The organism is Enterococcus sp. AZ163 (assembly GCF_050498925.1).
GTDB lineage: Bacteria > Bacillota > Bacilli > Lactobacillales > Enterococcaceae > Enterococcus_A > Enterococcus_A ferrettii.
This window is the reverse complement of record NZ_JBIPAO010000002.1, coordinates 1-18,908: the sequence shown is the minus strand read 5'-3', so window position 1 is coordinate 18,908 and position 18,908 is coordinate 1. Positions and strand designations below refer to the sequence as shown.

14 protein-coding genes and 1 pseudogene are annotated in these 18,908 nt (G+C 39.1%); 1 reads left to right on the top strand and 14 read right to left on the bottom strand.

The genetic code is table 11. From position 1 onward, the window contains the following. Positions 1–189: 189 nt before the first annotated feature. From IGI46_RS18450 to IGI46_RS18395, 12 genes are all read right to left on the bottom strand, one after another. Complete coding sequence (locus tag IGI46_RS18450) at positions 190–3,441, bottom strand: hypothetical protein (protein WP_429973986.1); 3,252 nt, start codon at positions 3,439–3,441, stop codon at positions 190–192. A 115-nt stretch (positions 3,442–3,556) separates the two neighbouring features. After that, entirely contained in the window at positions 3,557–4,192 is a 636-nt protein-coding gene (locus IGI46_RS18445) for a hypothetical protein (protein ID WP_429973985.1), read from the bottom strand. A gap of 21 nt (positions 4,193–4,213) precedes the next feature. Further along, positions 4,214–5,068: a BsaA family SipW-dependent biofilm matrix protein gene (locus IGI46_RS18440; protein ID WP_429973984.1), complete on the bottom strand. Its 855-nt coding sequence runs from the start codon at positions 5,066–5,068 to the stop codon at positions 4,214–4,216. Then, entirely contained in the window at positions 5,065–5,775 is a 711-nt protein-coding gene (locus tag IGI46_RS18435; protein ID WP_429965272.1) for an LPXTG cell wall anchor domain-containing protein, read from the bottom strand. The genes IGI46_RS18440 and IGI46_RS18435 overlap by 4 nt, the downstream gene beginning before the upstream one ends. Before the next feature lie 30 nt (positions 5,776–5,805). Beyond that, positions 5,806–7,122, bottom strand: a complete 1,317-nt coding sequence (locus IGI46_RS18430; RefSeq protein ID WP_429965273.1) for a hypothetical protein — start codon at positions 7,120–7,122, stop codon at positions 5,806–5,808. A gap of 53 nt (positions 7,123–7,175) precedes the next feature. Continuing rightward, positions 7,176–8,135 (bottom strand): signal peptidase I, encoded by a 960-nt coding sequence (locus IGI46_RS18425; protein ID WP_429965274.1) that lies wholly within the window; start codon positions 8,133–8,135, stop codon positions 7,176–7,178. A gap of 13 nt (positions 8,136–8,148) precedes the next feature. Then, a complete protein-coding gene (locus IGI46_RS18420; RefSeq protein ID WP_429973983.1) occupies positions 8,149–9,198 on the bottom strand; it encodes a glucosaminidase domain-containing protein in 1,050 nt (349 codons plus the stop codon). Beyond that, on the bottom strand, positions 9,188–9,505 hold the full coding sequence (locus tag IGI46_RS18415; RefSeq protein ID WP_429965276.1) for a hypothetical protein: 318 nt from the start codon (positions 9,503–9,505) through the stop codon (positions 9,188–9,190). Before IGI46_RS18415 ends, IGI46_RS18420 begins: the two co-directional genes overlap by 11 nt. Beyond that, complete coding sequence (lepB, locus tag IGI46_RS18410) at positions 9,502–9,972, bottom strand: signal peptidase I (protein WP_429965277.1); 471 nt, start codon at positions 9,970–9,972, stop codon at positions 9,502–9,504. The genes IGI46_RS18415 and lepB overlap by 4 nt, the downstream gene beginning before the upstream one ends. 45 nt (positions 9,973–10,017) lie before the next feature. Next, positions 10,018–11,172, bottom strand: coding sequence for a hypothetical protein (locus tag IGI46_RS18405; protein WP_429965278.1), 1,155 nt, complete (start codon positions 11,170–11,172; stop codon positions 10,018–10,020). A gap of 18 nt (positions 11,173–11,190) precedes the next feature. Further along, positions 11,191–12,084: a hypothetical protein gene (locus tag IGI46_RS18400; RefSeq protein ID WP_429973982.1), complete on the bottom strand. Its 894-nt coding sequence runs from the start codon at positions 12,082–12,084 to the stop codon at positions 11,191–11,193. Positions 12,085–12,451: 367 nt separating this feature from the next. Further along, complete coding sequence (locus IGI46_RS18395; RefSeq protein WP_429965280.1) at positions 12,452–13,558, bottom strand: tyrosine-type recombinase/integrase; 1,107 nt, start codon at positions 13,556–13,558, stop codon at positions 12,452–12,454. A 1,238-nt stretch (positions 13,559–14,796) separates the two neighbouring features. Between IGI46_RS18395 and IGI46_RS18390 the strand changes: the two genes are divergently transcribed. Further along, positions 14,797–15,807 (top strand): hypothetical protein, encoded by a 1,011-nt coding sequence (locus tag IGI46_RS18390; RefSeq protein WP_429965281.1) that lies wholly within the window; start codon positions 14,797–14,799, stop codon positions 15,805–15,807. A gap of 227 nt (positions 15,808–16,034) precedes the next feature. On the opposite strand, the gene IGI46_RS18385 is transcribed toward IGI46_RS18390, so the two are convergent. Next, positions 16,035–16,643 carry a hypothetical protein gene (locus IGI46_RS18385; RefSeq protein WP_429965282.1) on the bottom strand — a complete coding sequence of 203 codons (609 nt, stop codon included), beginning with the start codon at positions 16,641–16,643 and terminating at the stop codon, positions 16,035–16,037. 135 nt (positions 16,644–16,778) lie between these two features. Further along, positions 16,779–18,908, bottom strand: a pseudogene (locus IGI46_RS18380) (hypothetical protein); the annotation flags it as partial.

The window sequence follows — 18,908 nt, the reverse complement described above, 5'->3', positions numbered from 1 at the left end:
TCCTCTTTCTATTGGATTTTTTTGCCTACTAATATCCGATCGCTTTTTATTCCGCAAAAGCCTAGCGAACTGTGCCTGCAAGTCTGTTTGACTTCGCATCAGCAAGAACAGTAAATAGCTTTGAACCAATACAACAAGACCTAATATCAGTAATAATAGATACACCATGTTCTGTCCTGCCTCTTTCATCTATTGTATTTTAATTTTCCCTAAATTGTTTTTCTTGTAATCCCAGCTGTACGGTTGTGGTCCTGGACGAGAAAACTTAGGTTTTAAATAAATAGTAATAAAGTATTCTTCGTCATTATAGAGAGTGTCACGCTGAAAGATTAGTGAAGCGATATTGCTGTCTGCTTCAGTTTTTCCCTCATGACTTGCACCATTTGGATCCTCATTTCCTAATGTCAAATAGCTCCCTACCGCTTCATAGTATTCAGGAATAACTATTTTAAGTTCTAATTCATCCAGAGGATTGTCCATATGATCCACGTTCACAGCAATCGTTTCAAAATCTGGATTATCCGTATTTTTCCCTGATGAAATACGTGCGTGCCGTATTTGTTCAAGATTCTCTTTTGTTCCTGATCCCCCGTCATACTCGTTGGTTGCCATTCTTAAGTAGCCCTCTTCTGGAACAACCAACTGATCTGAAGCTTCCACAATAACTTGTCGTACATGCAGAAGAATATCGCCAGTCAAAGTAACATCCAGTCCGCCAAAAGTAGGCTTTATCGTTCCAGACTGATGCTTGCCATCCACTGGTCCGTCCCATTCATAACGAATCATGGCTGGTCCATCTGGTGGACTGGAATCAATCAGTCCAGGGTGAACAGCCGAGGTGATTTCATTCAGATTGACTACCTGAAGCTTGTCAAAGTTAGTAGTTTTATCTGCCAATACAGGCAATTCAGCTGATGTTTCGTGCGTACTATCGTAATAGTCATAAACACGAACATTGCTTCGATTTAAAACATCATCTTCCGTGTGAATCGTTCTTAGGCGAAATGGCAAGGAGTAATCTTCTGCATAATAGACTACTCCATTAGTATCTGCAGGAGTAACCGCTGGATTGTTTTCACTATTAGGCACAGTATTTTTCGTAGTAACAAAAACCCACACACGATTTCTTATTTCAATGCCATTTTCTGGTTTATAGATCACATCCACTGGATAAGGTTTCGCAACAGTGGCAACCTGCAATGCTTTCAATTGATCAGCATCCACCGTTACTTTCGTTGAAAACTTGCTAGAGTCAGTTCCATCTTCATCTAAGCCATTCCCTTGATCACCAGTACTCTTCTCATGATCGGTTAAACTCCAAGCCATTGTTTTTGCCAGTTCCTTAAATTTATTTTCATCAGGAATAGCTGTATGGATTCCGGCTAAAGGAATGTGAAAATTTTGTGCATCCAAAGCATACTTATTCTCTTTATCAATAATCGTTTCTCCCCCGGTTTTGTTCACCCAACGAGAAGTGCTGCTCGGTTGATTTTGCGAGTCAGTAACAAAATATGTGACCAATTGCGGCCCTGTAGTAGATACATTAAACCCTAGTTTCTGCCATTCAATCCCTGCAGAAATATTCTTAGGATTTCGGTTGATTCTTTTTTCTAGCCACTCTTGTCTTTCTTCAGGAGTGGCTGCTAAATTAGTATTTTGACTATCCAAATTATCATAAACCTGAATAGACGAGTCATCCAATACCGTGCCCGTTTTAGATCCAGTAATCAGCCAATTATCTAGTGTGTTCCAGCCATAACTATTCGTTTCAGTCTTCTTTATTTCTGGGTCATCAATCGAAACGGTTATAGCTTCAGATGGATCAATTATTGGAGAGTAATCATCATCTTTTCTTACACTACCAAAAAATAGATCTTTATCTGCGACGCGCGGCAAGTGTGTCTTCCAGCCATCCTTAGGGATGTTCGAGAAAGTCTTACTATTCGTATATCCATACATAAAATAACGATTTGCTCCATCGATTGCAATTAACCCTCCAACAATCACTTCAGCATCCGCATTGATAAAGTTGGCACTGCTTACCATGTAATTCTTGTCCATAGTTCCCATCACAACGCCTGGTCCATTTACATATCCTGAAAAATCATCTTCCATTTTTTGCACACTACCAAAAAAATCAAATTCAGAATTATACTCTGCATTTGGGTTTCTTAATATGGAAATATCTGTTCCTAATGGGAAATTTCTTAATACAGTTTCTGTCCCATCACCAGTATCAATACTAATTAGCTGATTGCTCGTTGGACTCTTTTTCAGAACTACGAGGTTATTTTCGTCACTTAAATCCTCTTGTAATTTATATGTTCCGTTTAGCACATCTCTTGACCATTGGAAAACACCTGAAGAGTCAAACTTTATAATGTGTTGAGAAGACGTTATTTGCGAAACATCCGTTAGCTGATGATAGATCCAGCCATGCATTAAAATACCTCCGTCAGCTGCTCTGGTAACCCTGGTCCCTTGAATACCCACATTTCCTTTAGTTATATTTGTAACAGTACTATTTAGCTGATTAAGTGTAGGGAAGCTTAAATTAATATTCTCTAAAACTGCACCTGTCTGATTATTTAAACGTAATAAGCTATATTTAGGCTTATAAGTAGTTTCTTGTCTTAATGGAACATTCGAATTTCCTGTATACCAGGTATCATTGTTAACAATGTCCTTCCTAAAGAAAAGTCTTACGGAATTTGGCGGAATAGGATACGTACTTGTACTAAAATTCCCTACTATATATGAAGCTGACGATGGCGTAAGATTTTCATCTAGTGTTACCCGTCTTAGCTTTTCATTTTTTTCCTGTGGAGAGTACCCTTGGAACCACAGGGATACCTTACCATTTTCTACGAGTAATGCTCCCCCATCTACTGCTGATCGATAATCCGCCTTAGTATTGTTGCTTGTTGTAAAAAATCCTTCACCGCTTGCAACATTGTATATCTTTATTATCTCCCCATCATCAGTCGTTTTAACAAGATATTTTTGGAAAGCACTTGGTCTTCCATTTTGATTGTACCAATCATTTCTGAAATTGATTGCCATTATCCAATTCCCATCACTTGTTCTTTGGACCGAGTCAAAGCTCAATCCTGATTGTTCTGAATAGCCTTCCAGGTTTTCTCTAGTTAAGGCTCCAGCAATTTTTTCTCCCTGTACAAAATTCTGATAGCTCGGATTATCAATCAGTGCTTGCTCTTTGAGTTTGAGAGCATCTACAGGAACCTCAAATTCATTTGCTCCTCCCTCGTCTAATTTAATTTTATTCGTTGGATGTGCGGAAACCTCTTCTCTTTTATTATGCAAGCTGTTGATTCCAATCACTGAACCCATACTGATTAACGCAACAAACAAGATTACTCCCGCAATTTTTTTTATTTTCCTATGACTATAATGCTTGGATATCTCTCTCTTTTTTTTCATTGACTGTTTGGATTCCTCCTTACAAAACTCATCAAATCAATGCTTTAGACATAAAGCATTCACCTCATAAGTGTTGCTTTAGTTACAAAGGACATAGCATCCTATGTCCTTATCATTATTTTTCAACCTTTGTTTTTAATGCATCATCTACTGCCTTTAATGATGTGCTTGTTGGGATATTTCCTTGCCACCAAGCCTCTCGATAAGTAAATTCTGCACAATTTATTGTTTCAACCTTTAAATAGATAGAAAATTCAGTTTGATGGTATTGCTGAGTTAAGCTGTCTGATAATTTGATAGATTTAAACAAATTACTGGTTGATTTCTTTGGTGCTACAGCTTCTTTGACGTAGTAGTAATACCCATCACCGCCGTCCTGCCAATCTGATGTTGACATATTCTCTAATACAAGATCCTTACCAATTACCAATGGCAAAACTTGGTCATTTGTATCTCCCTCAACAGGGGCTCGAACTTCAGGCAGAATCATCACACGAACAAACTGATTAATCGTTCCCGTGTTCTTAACCGACACTTCTTTTTTTACACTCTGATTCTTTTCTATCTCAGTGATAGTGTCATCGAAAATCTCTACTAAACTAGTTTCTACTTGTCCTATCTGGAAATCATTGGCTTTTTTATCTGTGGCTGTAATTGCTGCATAAACAAAATAGCTTCCGCTTATTAACAAGAAAACGCAGCCTGTCAGAGCAAGGAAATAAAATAAATGCTGACGTTGTTTTCTTTGCATCTTTTACTCATTCCTCTCTGTTCAGTTCCCATGATCTAGTTTCGATTGATAGAGGGTATACGCATAATCACTATTAGTAAGCGACCAGTCTGAAATCAATTCTTTGGTTAAGTCATGTGCATCCATCTCTGATGTCAATCTATACAAAGCTCCTTTGTACTGATTGACATAAGCTGAACTTAACGAAACGCTATCTAACAAATTGGGCGTAACTTCTTTTGGTTGAAGGACCTCTGAATAATAGAAATAGCCCTCCTCGTAATACCAATATTGCTTATCGCTTGCTGCAGGCGGGTTTTCTTGATCAAAAAGCTTCCCCGCTTCAAAATTTAACTCAATTACAGGTAACGGTCCTGTTCTTGTCCCTTTGTAAGAATATGTCTGATCCAACAAGGCAATAGCTGCTTTATAATGAGTATTGGCACTGATTTCATAGGTATTTCCCACAGCCCAAGTTTCAGTTTTCTTCACATCAATTGTGGTTGCACTTGGCGTTCCATATACTTTCAAATTTCCGTTACCATTATCAGTTGTTCTATGCTTGTCCGTTACATCCGTCTCAAAACCTACAAAAAATTCTTTCAAAGAAATACGAACAATTGCTGGCATCTCTCCAGTATTTCGCACACGAATATTTTTTTCCTTTGTTGTTCCAGGTGACCAGTGAAAAACTTGATCGAAGTCTTCTTCCACAATGGCGGATAGCCTTCGTTGGTTAGCATCCGTTCGATTGACTCTTTCATCTGCCGAAGTAATCCAAGCATAAGTACTGCCCACTATCAGCAACAAACTCAACACCAGAGAGAAACAGGCAAACAGTCCCTTACTTCGAACAAAGGTCCGAAGCAAGTGTTGACGTTTTTCCTTTTGATTCATTCCTGTTCCTCCTCTCGGCGTTTTTTCCATAAAAATAAGACGATTAATATCAATAACAAGCCAGTCAAGAACAGATAAACCAGTTCTTCACCAGTTTGTGGCAGCAGCTTTCGATTGGAAGGCATTTCCTGCGGCAAGCTGCTGGAACTTTCTACGGACGACTCGGTTGTTGTAGAGGATTTTGTTGGTTGATCTTTAGTACCCACAAATGTCCACATAAACTCTAACGTGCTTTTTGCTTTTAGATTCTCATTGGTTAAAGTGGGGTCCATCGTAAAAGTGGCCTTCAACACTTTATCCGTCCCATAGGTACAGATGCCTAATTCCAGCGGTGTTTTACTCCAATCTCGACTGCCATCCCCCAACAAAGGTCCCTGATAAATTTCTTTACCATCTAAAACTAGTTTTAACGTAATATGGTTTTTCCAATCTACTGAACCACTGGATTTAACTTCCTCTACCAGCAGCCCTAACGAAAAAGGGGTCTCCAAATCCAAGCTGCGGATCGTGATTTCCTTTTCGTATGCCTCTCCTGGGAGAATACCTACTAGATCAATGTAGTATTCCCCCTCAGAAGTAGCATACAATCCATCAGAATCCCCAATTACCAGGCCAGGAGGAAGTGTTTTTGCTGCCTCAACAGTCAGACAACTGCTGAACAAGGCAAAAAGACTGAATATCCCAATGAGTATTTTACGTATATTCATCTGCTCCCCCTTGCCCAATCACGGTACAATTTAAATGCCAGCGACTAATTTTGTTACGATAGCAAGAGTGTCTCCAGTTGGTTTAGAACCTCCCCCTAAGTTCCACCCAGCACTATCCGTTAGTGCTGCTTCAGTTGCTTGTACTGCTTCCATTTTTACAACAAGATCAAATGAAGCATTGGTATACTCTACGCCTAAAGCACTTTCGAAAACCAATTTCTTCAGTAAGTCTGGCGTTGTTTCGCCAGATTTCAACGGAACAGTGTAATAGAACCAGCCATCATCTGCATTGTAAACCCAATTTTTACTTGCTAATGTTGCAACATCAGTGATATCTGTACCATAGCCAACACGGATATGGCTTTTACCTAGTCCATTAGTATCTGCCTCCAACCCATAATTAGTTGAGGACGCAATTGGTTTTTGATCAGCTGTCGTAGCTGGTGTTGGTCCGGGGATTGTAGCGCTCGCTCCCAAACCTTCTGCAGTAGTTGTGTAGTTGTAGTTCACGCTGTATCGTAAGCCTTTTGTTCCTAGCAAAGCATTGCCTGTAGTTGTTCCACTTTCATCTGGCAAAGTTGATTTTGCCCAATTGGCTACTGTGTTTTTATACCCGTTCTTGTAATAAGCATATTTCACATTTGATAGCGTATAATCCCAAGCTGTTCCATCATTACTGCTTTTTTCATCGGTTACAGCAATATCATAAGTCATGGCTTGATATTTATTTTTCGTTGCATCGTATCCAGCATCGCCAGGATTTTTTCCTGTGTTGGATGGATCGGTGTAGTATTCATGGATAATCTTTGTTTCAAGGTTATTGCTGACAGATCCAGTCAATGGATCAACTACTTTTCCACCCTTAGCCAGTAATTTCACATTCGTGTCTTGGGAAGTTAAGCCGGTCACTTGGCTGGCTGGAACAATCCGGTAGCCATCATTGAACATTGACGCCGCGTTGGCATTTACAGGCATATTTTTCCCTAAGCCAGAATCATTGGCTACATAAGCATACTTTGCTCCGGCCTCTGTTACAGCACCATACTCAATGCTGCCTTTTTCTGCTAGATGCTTCAGCACTTCTTCATAAGAAATCCGAACAAATACATTTGCGTTCCCAGTATTGGAAACTGATACTTCCTTCTTGGCTTCAGTTCCGGCAACTAATGGCATAGGCTCCCATTGTTCTTTCAGTACCACGCTGTCATCATTAACCGCGGCAGACTCTGCCCGATTGATTCGTTGATCTTGGGCCGTAATCCAGGCAAATGTCCCGGAGATGGCTGCGATTAATGCCAAAACTGCTGCTGCAGCCATCAGCTTTTTCTTTTTGCTGTTCTTCTTCATTTTTTTCCTCCTATAGGTTCTTTTTTATATAAACACTTGTAGTCAACAAGCGATTATACCTCTCTTGGGTATTTCTTTCTTTGGGTACTTTCTCTAACAGAATCAGGCTGTAAAAAATAGGCCTTTAATACTAAAAAGAATCCGAATGTGGATAATACACACACAACACACAACCATAGATTTTCCTGAATAAAATTCAACAGACTGCCCATTTTAGGAATGACAAACACTACTTTTCCTTGCACACGATCTGCTAAAATCGGTGGATCATTACTCTTATTGGCATCCCCTTTGGTGACAATATAATCTCCAGCTTGACCATTTAATTGATCCAAACGCTCCACCATTCTATGTGTTAGGTAACGATCCCCTTCCCCTACTTGAAAAGTGACGATATCTCCCGGCTCAACTTGGGAGCCATCTGTCATTTTTACTAATACGATGTCTCCAGCGTAGAAGCCACCTTTAGGAGAATTTGGCTGCGGAGCCATGGAATCAGTTAGTACCTGATAAAAGCGATGACCTAAGATAGCAGCATCTGACTTCTCACTAAACGCAAACATCAAGGAGCTTAGTAAAATACCAATGGTTAAGGTATAGAAAAATAGATTGTATACAAACAGGAAAATTTGCCGATGAGTCGATTGCTTAGCCTTCTGCAAGTCATGTGCGTGTTGTCTTGGACTCGGTCGCGGTCTTGATGCTGGCCACTCTTTTTCAGATCTGGAATAGACTGGTTCGGTTCTTCCTGAATGTGGTGGACGATAGTGCCTTGAAGGGCCTTCCCTATAGACAGTTTTTCTATATTCTGGTGAACGTTGTTTAGAATATCTATTCCTCTGGTACGAATCATAATTAGGCGGACGAGGTCCATCATAATCACGCACCGGTCTTGCATCATCCAAGTATTCATCATTCCTTGAAGTTCTTCGATTAATAGAAGAAGGTGAATGATCTGGACTCTGTTGATTTTCCTTACGGTCTCGTGGACGGTACTCTCGTGCTCTTGTCATGGCTTACCTCCATTCATTTTGCTGCTCGATATCCGGGCAATTGTTTCGCTGGTCGTTGTGCAGCTGCTGGGATTGTAGAAACTTTTTGCTTCTTTTCGTTAATTTGAAGCGTTCGTGTTTCTTCTTGAATTGGTCCATGTACTTCCTCAACTTGTGGTAGTTCTCTTATCTCAGATGAAGCTTCTGTTACCTCTTGATTCTGTTCTTGGTCGAATTGCATCAATTGATAAGTTTCAATCAATGCATTTAGCTTTTTATCATAAGACGTATCCGTAGCATATTTGCCAGTTAATGCTTTGCTTGCTTCTTGAAATGTTGCCGCATTTTCTTTCCAAGTTGCTTGATAAAATTCAGCATTTCCTGGGATACCTTTTCTTAACAAAGCCGCATAGTCTTCTAAGGATTCTTTATAACTGGGATACTGTCGAAAAGCTGCTTTGGTCGTATATAGTTGGCCGTTTCCTTGATCTTCCTGGGTATTAAATGTAACGTTCTTCCCTTGATAACTTCCTTTAATTCCAAATAAATTATGATGAGGCGGTCGTGCTAATTGGCTGTTACCTGATCCAGTCTCCAATATGGCCTGTGCAATCATCACAGAAGCATAAAGGTCTTCCTTCCAGGCAATTTGTTGTGCATCTTTGGAAATAGCTTGGATAAATGATTCAGTCGTTTGACTTCTTGTGAATGAAAATTGATAGTTTTCTTCTATTTCTTCTTCAGGTAATATTGCTGGTTTCTCAATGCTAGATTCAGTAACATCTAGTAAATAAGTATCCGATTCTGCCGTTGCTTCATTTATAGATATTGGTGAATCAATCAATTCTGTCGTTTCACTAGTTGGAATTTCTTCTATAGATGATTCTCCAGTTACCATAGATTCAACAGATTCTTCTACTACCTTACTAGTGGTATTATCACTTCCAGTACTTGAGGTTAAATTTTTTTGAGAAGCAGAGGAATCCTTTATTTCGGTTGATACAACTTGTTTTATAGGAGTCTGATAACCCGCAGCTAAACAAAAACTTAATCCTACACCGCATAGTATGACTTTACCTTTCATTTGGCTTCCGTCTTTCCTGTGGAAGATAATTATGCGAAGAGCTTCGCGGCCTTTTTTGTCTGGCGGCTATCTGTTTCAGTTTCAGAAGTACATTGTGGTAATACAATGCCGTCATTCGAAAATAAAGGGCCAGAATCATCAGTAATAATAGAAGAAATAATTGGCTGACGGTTACAACCTCTTGAAAATCAGTGAAGTAAAAGAAGATTCCCAAAACAGCAACTCCCGCTAATACTATTAATGAAAAGAGCCAATAGACCCAGTACCAAAAGATGTACCATTCAATTTTTTCCTGCAATGTTTTCATTTCCCCTTATTCCCCTCTTGAACGATGCCTAAAATTTGTTTTTCTGAAACTAAACCGAAAATCCGGCTGTCTTTAGAGATAGCCCGATTGTCTCCTAAGACGAAATAATAGCCTTTAGGAATTGTTCCGCTTGATACACCATTCCAGTTGAAATCTTCTGTCCGATAAGCGAACATGTCGGCTATTATTTCATGATTAACTAACAACTCACCATCTTGGTAATCAATTCGTTCTCCAGGTAAACCAATTACTCGTTTTAAATACAGCTCAGTTGGTGCATCTGGCGGATGCATTACTACTACGTCAAACCGCTCCGGTTTATGGTGAGCTTTCACTTGGACGACCTCTTGTTCCCAAAAAGTTGGATTCATGGATTCCCCGCTGACAAAATATTGAGGATATAGCCAGTAATAGGCACGAAAAGCACTAAGAAAAATCAAGTAACAAAAAACAAATGCTCCTGCCATTTTCAGCACTAATATCCATTGACGAAGGTTTGGAATTTTCCAGCCTCAGCCAGCCTCCTGTGCTGCTTTACCTGGTATTTCCTGTTGCTCTCGAACTATTCGTTCCAGCAATGTACTCTCCCCTTGAAGAAGATCAAAGTAAGCAGCTTTACTTAATAAGTTGTCATAATCCATTTTCATCAGGTTGACAAAAGGCTTCCGAAACCAAGGTCGAGGGTGAACCTTTGCTCGAGATTCTATTACCTGACACTCGTATAAGACAAAGTGAATATCCCTAGCTGAAAGATTGGCTTTGATTTGTTTTACTTGATCCCGTTCGTAAACTAACTTGTTTCCACTAACAGTCATTTTTTCGGTTTTGTTAATCAGCTCTCCGTTTAAATGCCACATTTGTTCTAGGAAGCGAGCCTTTTGCAATAGATAGGTGTACTCGCGCAAACTGATTTTGATTCGTTTGTCCCAATCGCTTTCTTCGGTACTCTTTTGATCAAAGTATTGGATACCACTATAGAGCATGGAAAGTTCCAATTTTTCGATCACTAGTTCCAGTTTTTGATTGACTGCTCGAAGACGAGCTTTACTTTGACTTTCTTGGCGTCTATCCTCAGTTTGTACCCGATCAGTTGACAGCAGAGAATCGTCAAGCTGTTCGGCCGTTTGCCCAATCGGAACAGCATATTCGGTTTGCGATTCTTGAATAACTCTTTCTGAAAAGTGCTGTTCAGCTAAATCCAATAGCAGCTCTTCTGCTCGTTCCAAGGCATTTTCAATAGTTGCTGGAAACTGCTGTTTTAAGCTGTCCTCTAAATGAATAGCGAAGGGAAAACCAGTTTCTCTGAGAACCAACGGAACAAAATCAAATCGGTAGACCTGTCGCCCATATTTTGATTCCTCAGTTTGAGCTTTGATCCAAGCAAACTGAGGAAAAAACTGATGCAGTGCGTGCCAAAAAGGTTGCCAATCCAAGGTTTCAGAGACTAATAATAATTCAATGTGGTAGCTGCCGTTCATTAGCAGAAATAATTGCTCGAAATGCTGATAGATCTTTTGTCTCTGCTTATCAGCCAAAGTGCCTTGAGGAGCGTACAAATATTCACAGGCTTGTTCAATTTCTTCTAGCAACGGTTGTGTAATCAGTTCCTCTTGCATAGTTGGCGCAGGAGTTGGGTATAGAGTGAGTTGATTCTGTGATTGCTTCACTGAAAAACCTCCTCTCTTCTATTCGTCTTCCAATAACGCATCGCTGTTGGCCAACAAACGTACGAAAAATTGAGTGGTTTCTTCTTGAACCGAACGCAGACGTTTTCGATAGTTTTTAATCTCTTGTTTCATCACTCGTAATTCTAGGGATGCATCATGGATTACTTGATGGGCTTCCTGCTCCGCCTGACTTCGAATTCCTTTAGCCTCATATTCTGCTCGTTCTAAAATCGCCCGTTCTTGTTTTTTGGTTTCAATCAATATGGTAGCCAATTCGGCTTTCATATCTTCATTTTCTTTTTTCATTTGCTTAAGTTCTTCGATTTGTTGCTGCGCTTGACTTAAGGCCTCCATTTGATCAGTCTTACTATCATCTGCATCAGTTTTTAGTTGCTTGATTTGCCTCGATAGTTCTTGAATCTGGTTGTCCTTTTTAGTCTGCAGATTCTCTGTTTCTTGCTGCTCTTCTTTCAGCTGTGCGGATGTTTCTTTTTGCTGTTGCAAAACTTGATCTTTCTCTGATAATGCTGTTGCCATTGTTGCCATTTCTGACTGTTTAACTTCTAACTGATGTTTTAACTGAGCGACAGTTCCCTCTAGTCGCTCAACCTCTTGCTGCAACTGAACTTTCTGATTCTCGGTTGCTTCTTCTACTTTCGGTTCCAAAAAAGCTCCTTTTTCGTTGTATCTATCGTCATGCTGTTCTAGATTGGGAGAAAATGCTCTATGTCTGGAACGCTGCTCATCCTGATCGTACTCCCGATAGTTTTGTGTTGGACGCTCATATTCTTCCTCTCTATAAGGCTCATACCTATAATTATCCTCATACTCTTCATCATACTCATCGTAAAAATAGTCATCTTGATTTGTTTCCTCAAAACTATCCTTTTTCTGTTTACCAAAACCAAACATGGTACTTCCTCCTCTGTTCACCGGTCACAAAATACTAATTTTTGATAATTCTTTCAATTTCATCTATACTCTGAAAGAATGCAAAAAATTCACTCACTTTTCTTAGTCTTAAGTAGACCAAGAAAAGTGAGTGAACAGCTTGGCTTATTAACGAGAAAGAGGCGACATTGACGGTAGTTGACGACATAAAAATCAATAAGAGGATACGCATACAGTCAGATTTCTTATCTTTTTTCATCAATTGAGCAAGCGACGATTATAGACATAAAAAAACAAAAATTTTTTGGCCGTTTTCACAGGAAACGCTTACCTAGAAAAAATGAAAAAAAACCACTCCAAAAAAGAAACCTCTTTTTTTGAAAACGATTTATCTGATTGCTTTTTCCATTTGTTTCACAACAATGAAGCGTTGTTCCATCAATGCAGCAGCATAAGTATCCAAGGTCATCTGAGTCGAGCTATGCCCCATTAAAGCACTGACACTCATAATATCTCCCTTGCTTTCGAGGCAACGAGTGGCAAATGTGTGTCTCAGCTGATGAAAATGAATTTTTGTTAACTGAGACTTTCCTCGGATCCGATGAAAATGATAAGTTATCAGCCGCGGCTCTACTGGTTGTTCGCTATTAGTAAGAACAAATCTACCTTTCGCCTGCTGCTTTTGCTCTAATAAAACACGCTTCAGTATCTGACTCATAGGGATTGATCTAGTTGATGAAGCGGTTTTTGAACTGGTATAGATTAATTCAGTCTTCTTCCCATTAAACAGACCAATAATTCGCTGAACTGTTGAGTGAACATGAATCAAGTTATTCTCAAAATCAATATCTTCCCAGGTTAGTGCGGAAATTTCACCAATCCTCAACCCAGCATGAAGGGCTAGCAAAGTTGGGATTCCTTGTCCCTTTCTTCTTGATAAAGCAGCGGTTTCTAGACGTTTTTGTTCTTGCTTAGTAAGCGCCTGATTCCTACTTTTTACTAGTTTCGGCAATCGTACTAAAACAAATGGGTTCTCCTTTATCATTTTCTTTCGAATAGCCAGATTGATACACTGTTTAGTAATACGAAAAACAGCATGAATTGTCGAAGGTTTAAGCAAACGTTTCTCCAAGTCTCTCAATAAGGTTTCTGCTGCATCTTCGTTCAGTTCATTCAATCCATATTCCCCAAGCACATTCAGTACATAATGATTTAACTTATGTTCATAATTAGCATAGGTAGACTGCTTAACCTCGGATTGTATCTCCTGCAACCACAGATAAGCCCACTCATTGAAACTAATTGCTGATTTACCTTGATTGTTTTGGATAAGCTGATAATTTAGCTTCAAAGGATAAAGCTTTTCACGTACTTCCTTTAAAGTTTTTCCATAAACTGAACCATATTTTGTTTTACCATTGGCTTTTTTACCTTTGGGATAGCGTCCTTCCCAACGTTTGTCTTTGCGACGATAAATATTTTCACCTCTGCGCATGATACACTTTCCTTTCTATTCTACGACGGTTTTTTTGACGGCAAATAAAACACTCTTTTTTCTCGTCTTTTCCTAGATAAATATGGAATTCAGGCGGTCTAGAAATCTATCCAAGAAATTATTTTAATTATTTTTTTAAAAGATATTGCGTATTCTTGCTTCCTAATCTATAATTAAGCCTGTTAAGATTCTATAAATTAAAAACAATCATAATTAACGTACTGCGTATGCCTTAGTCTACTTAAAACCAAGAAATAAACTTCCTCTCCCACAGATAATTGATTCTCATTTCATTTTAATGTTTTTTACCTGAAATTAATATAAATATTCGACTTTTTTATATAAAAAAATACAGTAGATTTCATGGTATTTTATAGACCTTTTTGGGAATCTCGTTTTTTTTAAAACCTACAGGTAATTTCTTTGATACTTTCAATGTCTTGAAAAATAGTTTCTTCTTTTTCTACCTGAAGTCACACCTCTAACTACATCACTTCAGATATTTCTCAAATTCCAGTGCTTTTACTTTTGGATTCCCTTGCTTTTTATATAACTCTTTATTGTTCTGTTTATCCAGAAACGAATAAAAACGAAGTAAAAAGCTCGCACAAAATAAATGATCAGAAGAAAAAATCATTCAAATAAATAAGTGAAATACTTTCAAAGAGCTAAATCACTATATACCTTTTCCCTCTTCATATTCGGTGTATGGATCCATATTTTTTTATCAAAAAGACTACAGATCATCATTCAAATACTGATAGCCTGTAGTCTATATATCTATTTTTTATTTGTAGTTTAATATATTAGAGAAGAGTATATCTAAAAAAGGCTCACTACTTTTTTGCATTTTTGACTATTTCACCTTCATTCTACTGCTTAACTAAAACACCAACAAAACTTCAAGACTATTAGTAAATACAAACACTTTAACGTACTTATTTTCGTATGTCGTTTCACTTACTAGATTGTTTCTCAATTTTACTCGACAATTTATAGAAAAGGGACTTAGGTCCTATACTTAGAAAGTCACTCTCTCAGAGAAAGCACAATGTTAACACTCTTCTTCTATTTAAATCACTGCCTTTTCTAATCAATTTCTCCTTTCTATTCTTTAATTTTTCGAATAAATTCCCAATATTGAGACATTCTAATCTTAGGTAATTGGGTTATGAGATAATGATTTCAGAGTGTCAAATCATTATTCTACAGGAAAAGAAAGGAGCTAATTCACAAAAATGAATCGTAAAAAATTACGTAAAAAACTGCAATCAGAGCAAAAAAAAATGAGGAAGCAGCAACAAATAAATAATAGTAAAAATTGGATGTATGCTACCTTAACAGCTATGGGAGGAGTGATGGGAGTTACTGGTGTTGCCTCAGGAGTCCATGCAGCTGAAGCAACTCCACAAGCAACGGCTGGAGTGGAAGTAGATACTGCCAAAGTACTTGCCAACAAAGAAACAACGACAATTCCGGCTAGTTCTACTGCACAATCAACAAGTTCAACCATTCAGTCTACTAGTGGTTCTATCACCGAGTCGGCCAGTGAGTCAACAACAAACTCAACTAGTGCATCCTTAACTGAATCAGCAAGTCAATCTACTACTGAAGCTCCAAGCCAATCAAACACTGGATCTACTAGTACATCGACAACCGAATCCACTAGTGGATCTACTACTGAGTCATTCAGTATGAGCTTAAGTACCTCTAATTCAACAAGTGAGAGCACAAGCAGTGTGAACTCAGGAATATTGAGTGAATACAACAGTGAGAGTGGTTCTGAAAGTACCTCAATGTCTTTCAGTGAGAGCAATTCGAGTATGTCTTCAATATCTGGCAGCGAAAGCACAAGTAATTTGAACTCGGAAATATTAAGTGATTATTGGAGTGAAAGCACATCATCCTCCACTTTAGACTCCACTTCTGCTTCAAATAGCACTAGCATGAGCGGAAAAGCATCTAACTCAGCAAGTGAAAGTAGATCGCTAGCACTATCAGTGTCTAACAGTTCTTCCAATAACACTTCCACGAAAGGAACTGGCAACACCCGGTCCGGTAGCTCTGCAGCCCGCAGTGGTTCCACACGATCAGGAGGTTCAAATGCGGCCGGAGGTTCAGCTAAGACATTACCTAAAACTGGAGAAGAGGGCCACTTAAATTCTCAACTGTCACTTCTAGGAATGGCAACTGTACTAACAGCAACAACTCTTTTCCATCATTTAGAAAAAAAGAAGAGCCTGAAATAAGATATTCGTTAAGCGACTAAACAAAACAGTTTGGTCGTTTTTTTGCATATTATTGTCGTTGCTCCAAATACTTATTAATAAATGTGTCATTGTGATTCTATTTTCTATTCTTTGATGTAAGAACTTAAGGGTGGGAAAAGTTGCAATGTCTGTTTTATCCAAAAAGTATTAGTTTTTTATAAAAATCACGTCAAATACCTAGTATGAGTGCTTATTGTAAAAATTGCTCATACTTGTTTATCCTCTGCCAGCATATTTCTAAGAACTTCTACACGACTTTTCAACTTTCCATTTGTCTGTTTCAGTTCATATAACCCATATCGTAATGACATCGTTGCATTTGCTTTGAGCTTTCCGTCTTTTGAACTACCGATTCCTAATTCTTCGATTAGCTCTTCTTTTTCCTTTAACTCATGATTGTATTTGTTTGTTATTCTTATGTATTGCTCTTTTAGAATTTTCCGTTCTGTTTCAAGCTTCTCCCTGACTTGGTTAAATTGTTTGAGGCTATGATTAAAGGATTGTTCTGTTCTACTATTTAATACCTGCTGCTTTTTGCTTTGCTCCTCGAGTGAATTGATTTGATTTTTATAGCTTTCGATCTCTAATTGATAATCGACTAACTGTTGGCACAAATCTATTTCCTTTCTATTATAAGCCTCAATTATTTCTGCCTCACGTTTTTCCAAGGTTTGTTGCAATTGCACAAATTCCGTCTCTTTATCATCCATGCGTTCCTTAAGCTGAGTGTAGCTCTCCTCTGTTATGTCATCTATGAAATCCTTTGCTAGTCTTACTATAAAAAAATTGCTCATGTGTTTCTCTCTTCTGCTCAATCTTTTCTTCCTCCGCTTTCTACTCTAATAAAAAATACATTTCAATGAATAAGAAAAAATCCAAAGGAAAATTAATTCCTTTGGATAAACAATTCAATTGTTTTTGGTTGTTTGAAAAGAACCGTTGATTGAAGCTTATTGTTCCTGTTGACTATCCTTTTTCTTTTTCAGAAGAGCAATAGCTGCCAGGGCTGATGCCAAACCAACAAATGTCAATCCTCTACTTTGAAGATTATTTTCTCCAGTTTGTGGAAGAGTTTTACCACTGCCGCTTGCTGAAGAACTTGTACCAGAAGATCCCGTTCCACCAGATGCAGCTGGTCTAGCTGTTCCTGTTTGGATGCTTGGTGTTGTTTGAGATCCCTTGGTGCTTGGAAGTTCAGAACGTCCTGTGCTTCCATAACTAGATACACTCATGCTCGCGCTATTGGACGCTGACGTACTTCTTGAAGAACTTGTACTTGCACTGTCTGATCGTGAATCACTTACTGACGTACTCATACTTGTACTTTCACTAGAACTAATCGAAGTACTTCCACTGTAACTAGTTGATTCACTTCGGTCACTTGCACTGATCGATGTGCTCAAGCTTGTACTATCACTAATGCTTGCCGACGTGCTTCCACTATAGCTTGCGGATTCACTACTACTAATGCTGATGCTGTCAGAGATTGAATCACTTACTGATGCACTTGTACTTGTACTGTCACTGATACTTACCGATGTGCTTCCGCTATAGCTTGCTGACTCACTTGCACTATCACTATTACTAATGCTGGTGCTGTCGGATCTTGAATCACTTACTGACGTACTTGTACTTGTGCTGTCACTGGTACTTACTGACGTGCTTCCGCTATAGCTTGCAGACTCACTGCGTTCACTTGCACTGATCGATGTGCTTTCACTTGTGCTCTCACTATTACTAATGCTCGTGCTGTTTGAGCTTGAATCACTTAGCGATGTGCTAGTGCTTGTACTATCGCTAGTGCTTACTGACGTACTTCCACTATAGCTTGCTGATTCACTTGCACTGTCACTATTACTAATACTCGTGCTGATCGAGCTTGAGTCGCTTAGTGATGTGCTGGTACTTGTACTGTCACTGATGCTTGCTGACGTACTTCCGCTGTAGCTTGCTGATTCACTTGCACTGTCACTATTACTAACGCTCGTGCTGTTTGAGCTTGAATCGCTTAGTGACGTGCTTAAACTTGTGCTTTCGCTACTGCTTACACTTGTACTGTCTGATCTTGAATCACTCACTGAAGTACTTGTGCTGGTACTTTCACTGATGCTTAGTGACGTGCTTCCACTATAGCTTACTGATTCGCTACGTTCACTTGCACTGATCGATGTGCTTTCGCTTGTGCTTTCGCTATCACTATTGCTGGTGCTTTCTGATCTTGAATCGTTAACCGATGTGCTGGTACTTGTACTGTCACTTGTGCTTACTGACGTACTTCCACTATAGCTCGCTGATTCGCTTGCTGAATCACTCGCACTGTCTGAAGTCGATGTGCTGATCGACGTACTGATACTTGCACTTTCGCTATTACTAATGCTTGTGCTGATTGAACTTGAGTCACTTACTGATGTGCTTTCACTTGTGCTCTCGCTATCACTACTGCTTGTACTATCTGATCTTGAATCGCTAATCGAGTTACTCAAACTTCCACTGTCACTATTGCTGATACTTGTGCTTGTTGAGCTTGAATCGCTAACCGATGTGCTTGTACTTGTACTATCACTTGTACTTACTGACGAGCTTCCACTGTAGCTGCCTGATTCGCTTGCTGAATCACTCGCACTGTCGGAAATTGATGTGCTGATTGATTCGCTGATCGACGTACTTACACTTGTGCTCTCGCTATCACTATTGCTGGTGCTTTCTGATCTTGAATCGCTAACCGATGTGCTTGTACTTGTACTATCACTTGTACTTACTGACGAGCTTCCACTATAGCTGCCTGATTCGCTTGCTGAATCACTCGCACTGTCGGAAATTGATGTGCTGATTGATTCGCTGATCGACGTATTTACACTTGTGCTCTCGCTATCACTATTGCTGGTGCTTTCTGATCTTGAATCGCTAACCGATGTGCTTGTACTTGTGCTATCACTTGTACTTACCGACGTGCTTCCGCTAAAGCTGCCTGATTCACTTGCTGAATCACTTGCACTGTCGGAAATTGATGTGCTGATTGATTCGCTGATCGATGTGCTTAGACTTGCACTGTCACTGTTACTAATGCTTGTACTGATTGA